Genomic DNA, 6,563 nt, shown 5'->3' on the forward strand with positions numbered 1-6,563 from the left:
TGTAATTATGAATTTGCAAGTCGACTTAGTGGAAGAAAATAGTGTTCAACGATTTAAAATTGTTGGAGAAATAGATGCGTTCACAGCACCAAAATTAAAAGAGTGTCTTGCATCGGCAGAAAATGTGGAAAACATGCAAGCAGAATTAGACTTATCTGAAGTTGGATATATGGACAGCACTGGACTTGGTATTTTTGTCGGGTTCTATAAAGCTGTCAAGGCTAATGGAGGGCATGTGAAAATAGTTGGTGTAAACACTCGTTTAAAAAGATTATTCGAAATAACTGGTTTAGCTGAAGTTATGGATATCGTAATGGTAGAAAGTAGGGACAGAGATGCAACCGTATGATTATATTGAAATCAAGGTTCCCGCAAAAGCGCAATATGTTGGAGTTGCTCGACTCGCGATTTCAGGACTGGCAAGCCGACTTGGTTTTACTTATGATGAAATTGAAGATTTAAAGATTGCCTCGAGTGAAGCGATTACTAATGCAGTTCAGCATGCATATAAAGAGGATGATGAAGGGGAAGTTGTAGTTGGTTGTGCTCTTTTTGTGGACAAATTAGAAATTATGGTCGCGGATCATGGGAAAAGTTTTGATTTTGAGGAAACGAAGAAACGCGTAGGACCATACAATGAACAGGAAGAAGTTCAATTTCTTCGTGAAGGCGGACTAGGCCTCTATTTAATGGAGACACTGATGGATGATGTAAAAGTGCTTCATGAGGAGGGTGTGACAGTCTTTATGACTAAATATCTCGGTGGAGAGCGGGGGGATGAGGATGTCGATGTCGAAAGAACCATCTCCTCTTGAATCTAAAACGGAAGAACAATCCCTTTCTCAAGCAGGAGGAAGCGAACCTTCTCTCCGTGGAAGTGGAACGAAGCTAGAAGTCCTTGAATGGATTAAACGTTATCAAGAAACAAATGATGATGAGGCGCAGACAAATTTGGTTCTACACTATGAACGTCTCATACAATCAATCGCCCGAAAGTACTCTAACGGTAAGTCCTTTCATGAAGATATTGCCCAGGTCGGCATGCTAGGACTTCTTGGAGCGATACGTAGGTATAATCCGGAATATGGAAGAAGTTTTGAAGCGTTTGCGGTGCCAACGGTCATCGGGGAAATTAAGCGTTTTCTCCGCGATAAGACATGGGCAATACATGTTCCACGCCGTATAAAAGAACTGGGACCAAAAATCAAGGCAGCTGTCGAAACGTTAACAATAGAAATGCAACGTTCTCCTCTTGTTAGTGAAATTGCGGAATACCTTGATGTAGAAGAAGAAGTGGTCCTCGAAGCGATGGAGATGGGGAGAAGTTATCAAGCACTCTCAATGGATCATACTCTCGATGCTGATTCTGAAGGGGGCACGATAACACTATTCGATATTATTGGTGAGAATGATGGTGGCTTTGAGAAAACAGATCAACGTATGGTTGTTGCGAATGCTCTAAATGTATTATCGGAACGTGAAAAACAAATCATCCAGTATACATATATTGAACAACTGAGCCAAAAAGAAACGGGAGAACGACTCGGTATTTCTCAAATGCATGTTTCAAGATTACAACGCAAAGCGATTAAGAAGTTACAGGAAGCAATATTGTCGGCTGGTGGTGCGTTATAGTGGATTCGATAATAACTGAGCATGTTGAAGCGTATGTTTATCAGGAAGCGAAGTTTGGAAATCGAGAATGTGGTGACTCTTATTTTATCCATGCGGAGGAAGGCTATTTCATCTGCGCAATTGCGGATGGATTAGGTAATGGACCGATTGCACGCCAATCTTCTCAAATTCTTCCTAAAGTGTTGAAAGAATATCATCATGAGTCAATAGACGAATTACTTAGCCGCTGTAATGAACATATGGTGCAAAAGCGTGGTGCGGCAGTAGCTATCGTCAAAGTCGATTACAAGCAAAAAACAATTCAGTATAGTTGTGTTGGCAATGTCCGTTTTTATATGCTTCATGATTGCGATAAGATGATTTATCCTTTACCGGTAATGGGCTATCTTTCAGGGAGACCGCAAAAGTTAAAAACGCAACAATACAACTATGAAAAGGGAGACCTATTTTTCCTCCATTCAGATGGCGTCATACTTAGAAGCCCGAAAGCTTCATTGAAGGAAAGTTCGGGACCTTGTGAGCTATATCAAAAAGTGCTGGCTTCAATTGAACACGGTGACGATGCAACATTTATAGCTGGAAGCCTACTTCTGTGAGTTGGAGGTGGGCTTTTTTATTGCGGGAAATTATAAAGTCTTGGATCGCGGATAGAATGCAATATGGAGATTTCCCATCTAGATTCAAATCCATATCGGTTAGAACGGGCGCTTACGCTTTTGTTTTCAGGTAAGAAAGTATACGTTTTTTTGACTTAGAATAGTGTCTAGCTCCAGGCGCCAGCCGCTTGGAGGCACACAGGATGTGGGTCACCTAGCCATTGCCGCAGGACGCGGCGTACTTAGGCTAGGTTCCTTAAAAGCAATTCAGCTATGTGGCAAAGAGCGCCACGTCGCTGGCTTGACTTATGCCTGTCGCGGGCCTACAGGATGTAGGTCATGCAGCTATTGCCACAGGAAGTGGCGCACTTAAGCTGCGATCCATTTAGGCGCCTTGCGCTTTTGTTTCCGTCCAGACTCCAGCGCCTAGAGGCTCGGGTCATAAGTTGGTCCGGCTGTGCGGCAAAGAACGCCGCTTCGCCAGCCCGCCTTATGCCTGTCGCCACAGAACAGGCGCTTGTGCTTTTGTTCGCAGGTAAGAAAGTATACGTTTTTTTGACTTAGAATAGTGTCTAGCTTCAGGCGCCAGCCGCTCGGGGTCATAAGCAATCCAGCTATGTGGCAAAGAGCGCCACGTCGATGGCTCGACTTATGCCTGTCGCGTCTAGAAGGCGCCTTGCGCTTTTCTTATGTTAAAATGAATCTATAGAAGGAAGGGTGGTTTTATTGATGAAGCATATTGTTGAGGCTACAGCTGGGAAAGCGGCCGTCAGTATACATCAAGCTGAAAAGGTAATCGCATTACTTGACCAAGGAAATACTGTCCCATTTATCGCGCGTTACCGAAAAGAAGAAACTGGTTCGTTGGACGAAGTGCAAATTAAAGCGATTGAAGATGCTTATAGCTATGTGAAAGGACTTGAACAGCGCAAAGAAGAAGTGATTCGCCTTATCGATGAACAAGGTAAACTGGATGACGATTTGAGGAAATCAATTGAAAGCGCTACCGTTTTGCAAAGAATTGAGGACTTGTACAGACCTTTCAAACAAAAAAGACGGACACGTGCCATGATTGCAATTGAAAGTGGTCTTGAACCACTGGCGAAAAAACTGATGGAGTTTTCAGGGAATTCACCGGAAGATCTTGCTTTGCCTTTCTTAAATGAAGAAATTGGGGTAAATGCGGTTGAAGACGCATTGGCTGGAGCTCGGGACATTGTAGCTGAACAATTTGCGGATGATGCCGCAATACGGGAAAACATACGAAAGTTAGCGTGGTCAGATGGGATGATTGTTTCGGCAGTCCGCAAGGGGGCAGAGGACAAGCGTGACGTTTTCGAAAATTACTATGAGTATGAAGAGCCTTTGAAAAAAATCGTTCCACACCGTGTTCTTGCATTAAACCGCGGTGAAAAAGAAGATGTGTTACGTGTCGGTATTTCTTTCCCGAGTGAACGAATTATCGGAGGCCTTGAGCGTGAGTTGATTCGTAAATCACATTCGCCTTCTGCACCACATGTAAAAGAAGCGATTGAAGATGCATTTAAACGATTGATTGCTCCATCGATTGAGCGGGAAATTAGGGCGGCGCTTACTGAAAAGGCCGAAGAGCAAGCAATCCATGTGTTTTCGGAAAACTTGAAAAGTCTTCTCCTACAACCTCCATTGAAAGGGAAAGTGGTATTAGGTCTTGATCCGGCCTTCCGGACAGGGTGTAAACTTGCCATAGTTGATGAAACAGGGAAATTACTTGAAATATCCGTAATTTATCCGCATCAACCCAAAATGGAAAAGGAAAAATCGAAGCGTGCTATTTTGGAGTTACTGAAAAAGTATCCGATCACAATCATTGCAATAGGTAACGGAACAGCTTCGCGTGAATCGGAATTGTTCATAGTTGAATGTATAAAAGAAGCACAAGCAGGTGTTTCGTATGTCATTGTAAATGAAGCGGGTGCCAGTGTTTATTCAGCTTCGGCTCAAGCGCGGGATGAGTTCCCTGATCTTCAAGTTGAACAGCGGAGTGCGGTTTCGATAGCAAGGCGTTTACAGGATCCGTTATCTGAGCTTGTGAAAATTGATCCAGGCTCAGTTGGTGTTGGACAATACCAACATGACGTAGCTAAAAAACGTCTTTCCGAATCACTATCATTCGTAGTTGAAACAGCTGTGAACCGGGTAGGAGTAGATGTTAACACTGCATCATCCTCGCTACTTCAATATGTGGCAGGGCTGTCCAAAACCGTCGCGGAAAATATTGTGAAATCGCGGGAAGAGAATGGATTGTTTACGAAGCGCAATCAATTGAAGAAAGTACCCCGCCTCGGAGCGAAGACTTATGAACAAGCGATTGGTTTCTTACGGGTACCTGATGCAAAAGATCCGTTTGATTCGACGGGGATTCACCCCGAAAGTTATCAATTGGCGGAACAAATACTAGAAGAAGCGAATGCAAGCAAGAAGTTGCTCGGTAAGAAAGAAACTGGGGATGCATTGTCTGCTCTTGACATCAAAGCTTTAGCGATTAGGTTAGATGTTGGGGAAGTGACATTGAAAGATATTATCGAAACACTTCAAAGACCAAATCGGGACCCGCGCGATGATTATCCGCAACCACTATTAAAAGCAGATGTACTCGACATGAAGGATCTATATGAAGGTCTTGAAATGCAAGGAACCGTTCGAAATGTTGTGGACTTCGGTGCCTTTGTGGATATCGGTGTAAAGGAAGATGGTCTCGTTCATATCTCGAAATTGAAAAAAGGATATGTAAAACATCCACTAGACGTCGTTTCTTCGGGAGATATTGTAACTGTGTGGGTGGAAGGTGTAGATAAAGGAAAAGGACGTATTTCGCTGACGATGTTACCGCCGACTGCAAAATGACGACTAAAGGAGGGGTGGCTATGACGGATGAAGAATTGAAGGAGCTTATTGAAAGTGTTTCTTTAGAAGCATTCGGAAAGTCATTCCTTCATATTGCTCGGTTTAATAGTAGACTAAGAACAACAGGCGGTCGCTATATACTTTCAAATCATTCGATCGAAATTAATCCGTTGGTTTTGGAGTTGTATGGAACTGAAGAGTTGGTTGGTGTAATCAAACATGAACTCTGTCATTACCATCTTCATATAGAAGGAAGAGGTTACCGTCATCGCGATGCAGATTTTAGAGAGTTGCTAAAGCGCACTTCTTCCCCAAGGTTTTGCCGACCACTAACTGAGAAGAATAAGAAGACCTATTCTATCTATGTATATGAGTGTACATCATGTAAGCTACTTTATAACCGGAGAAGAAGGATGGACGTTAGAAAATATAGATGTGGGAAATGTGCAGGGCAAATTGTGGTAGTGCAAGCTGTAAAATGATTGTTGAGGACACGGTGAGGACCTGCAAACCGCACTCTAATCGTGTTCTCAATAATACTTAAAATTAATTGATGAAAAAGTGTTGACGAAATGAGAAACTCTGTTTATAATAAGAAAAGTCGGTTGGGAACGGCGCGCACGACATTAACAAAAGCGTTTCCCGTACATAAGACAAACATCTTATATGGCCCCTTGGTCAAGCGGTTAAGACACCGCCCTTTCACGGCGGTATCACGGGTTCGAATCCCGTAGGGGTCACCATTACTTTTTTTGAAACGAAGTGTTGAAAAGAGTCTGACATGAACTTCATGCGAAGTGCTGAAAGAACTTTATACAACATGAAAAACGACTTATTACCGTATCGGTGGGGTATAGCCAAGTGGTAAGGCATCGGACTTTGACTCCGTCATCGTTGGTTCGAATCCAGCTACCCCAGCCAAACTTTCAGAATGCTAAAGCATACGAGAAGTTGTGCTACAAAAGAAGAGTATCTCGGTTCTTAGGAATGCATGGACTACTTCTTCTATATAATAGAGAGCCATTAGCTCAGTTGGTAGAGCATCTGACTTTTAATCAGAGGGTCGCAGGTTCGAATCCTGCATGGCTCATCATTAACTTGAAAAAAGTATTGACAAATGAACTGTATGGTATATAATAAAGTTTGTCGCTAAAGCAATGCGGTAGTGGCGGAATGGCAGACGCGCTAGGTTGAGGGCCTAGTGGGGGTTAACCCCGTGGAGGTTCAAGTCCTCTTTACCGCACCAAACAACTTGATTCATTAAAAGACCCTTTTACCTCGGTGGGTATAGTGATACATTAAGAAAGAAATGGTTATCATTCAACTAACGTCGGATGTGCCAATATTATGCGGGTGTAGTTTAGTGGTAAAACCTCAGCCTTCCAAGCTGATGATGAGGGTTCGATTCCCTTCACCCGCTCCATACTATTTTTATGAAACACATAA

Annotated in this window: 6 protein-coding genes and 5 tRNA genes; all 11 read left to right on the plus strand. The window is 43.0% G+C overall.

Translation table 11 applies throughout. The annotated features are described in order from the left end of the window. The first annotated feature begins 7 nt into the window (after positions 1–7). Positions 8–349 carry an STAS domain-containing protein gene (locus tag MKY15_RS10110; protein WP_187046556.1) on the plus strand — a complete coding sequence of 114 codons (342 nt, stop codon included), beginning with the start codon at positions 8–10 and terminating at the stop codon, positions 347–349. Continuing rightward, complete coding sequence (rsbW, locus tag MKY15_RS10115; RefSeq protein ID WP_067205326.1) at positions 336–815, plus strand: anti-sigma B factor RsbW; 480 nt, start codon at positions 336–338, stop codon at positions 813–815. The genes MKY15_RS10110 and rsbW overlap by 14 nt, the downstream gene beginning before the upstream one ends. After that, the gene (sigB, locus tag MKY15_RS10120) at positions 790–1,635 is read left to right on the plus strand and encodes an RNA polymerase sigma factor SigB (RefSeq protein ID WP_340741350.1); all 846 of its coding nucleotides are present in this window, start codon (positions 790–792) and stop codon (positions 1,633–1,635) included. The genes rsbW and sigB overlap by 26 nt, the downstream gene beginning before the upstream one ends. Continuing rightward, entirely contained in the window at positions 1,635–2,231 is a 597-nt protein-coding gene (locus MKY15_RS10125; RefSeq protein ID WP_338653733.1) for a PP2C family serine/threonine-protein phosphatase, read from the plus strand. The genes sigB and MKY15_RS10125 overlap by 1 nt, the downstream gene beginning before the upstream one ends. A 729-nt stretch (positions 2,232–2,960) precedes the next feature. After that, positions 2,961–5,117, plus strand: coding sequence for a Tex family protein (locus MKY15_RS10130; protein WP_342539616.1), 2,157 nt, complete (start codon positions 2,961–2,963; stop codon positions 5,115–5,117). 20 nt (positions 5,118–5,137) lie between these two features. Next, positions 5,138–5,599 carry a SprT family protein gene (locus MKY15_RS10135; protein WP_067205335.1) on the plus strand — a complete coding sequence of 154 codons (462 nt, stop codon included), beginning with the start codon at positions 5,138–5,140 and terminating at the stop codon, positions 5,597–5,599. Positions 5,600–5,785: 186 nt separating this feature from the next. Continuing rightward, positions 5,786–5,860: transfer RNA gene (locus tag MKY15_RS10140), tRNA-Glu, on the plus strand. 104 nt (positions 5,861–5,964) lie between these two features. Further along, positions 5,965–6,038: transfer RNA gene (locus MKY15_RS10145), tRNA-Gln, on the plus strand. Between the two features lie 96 nt (positions 6,039–6,134). Next, positions 6,135–6,207: transfer RNA gene (locus MKY15_RS10150), tRNA-Lys, on the plus strand. Positions 6,208–6,276: 69 nt separating this feature from the next. Beyond that, positions 6,277–6,363 (plus strand) — tRNA-Leu (locus MKY15_RS10155). A gap of 103 nt (positions 6,364–6,466) precedes the next feature. Further along, a tRNA-Gly gene (locus MKY15_RS10160) sits at positions 6,467–6,540 on the plus strand. The last annotated feature ends 23 nt before the right edge of the window (positions 6,541–6,563 follow it).

This window comes from Sporosarcina sp. FSL K6-1540 (genome assembly GCF_038620285.1).
GTDB classification, from domain to species: domain Bacteria; phylum Bacillota; class Bacilli; order Bacillales_A; family Planococcaceae; genus Sporosarcina; species Sporosarcina psychrophila.

Coding starts and splice junctions, on each gene's coding strand:
- MKY15_RS10110 (WP_187046556.1), top strand. CDS start 8: ATGAATTTGCAAGTCGACTTAGTGGAAGAAAATAGTGTTCAACGATTT.
- rsbW (WP_067205326.1), top strand. CDS start 336: ATGCAACCGTATGATTATATTGAAATCAAGGTTCCCGCAAAAGCGCAA.
- sigB (WP_340741350.1), top strand. CDS start 790: ATGTCGAAAGAACCATCTCCTCTTGAATCTAAAACGGAAGAACAATCC.
- MKY15_RS10130 (WP_342539616.1), top strand. CDS start 2,961: ATGAAGCATATTGTTGAGGCTACAGCTGGGAAAGCGGCCGTCAGTATA.
- MKY15_RS10135 (WP_067205335.1), top strand. CDS start 5,138: ATGACGGATGAAGAATTGAAGGAGCTTATTGAAAGTGTTTCTTTAGAA.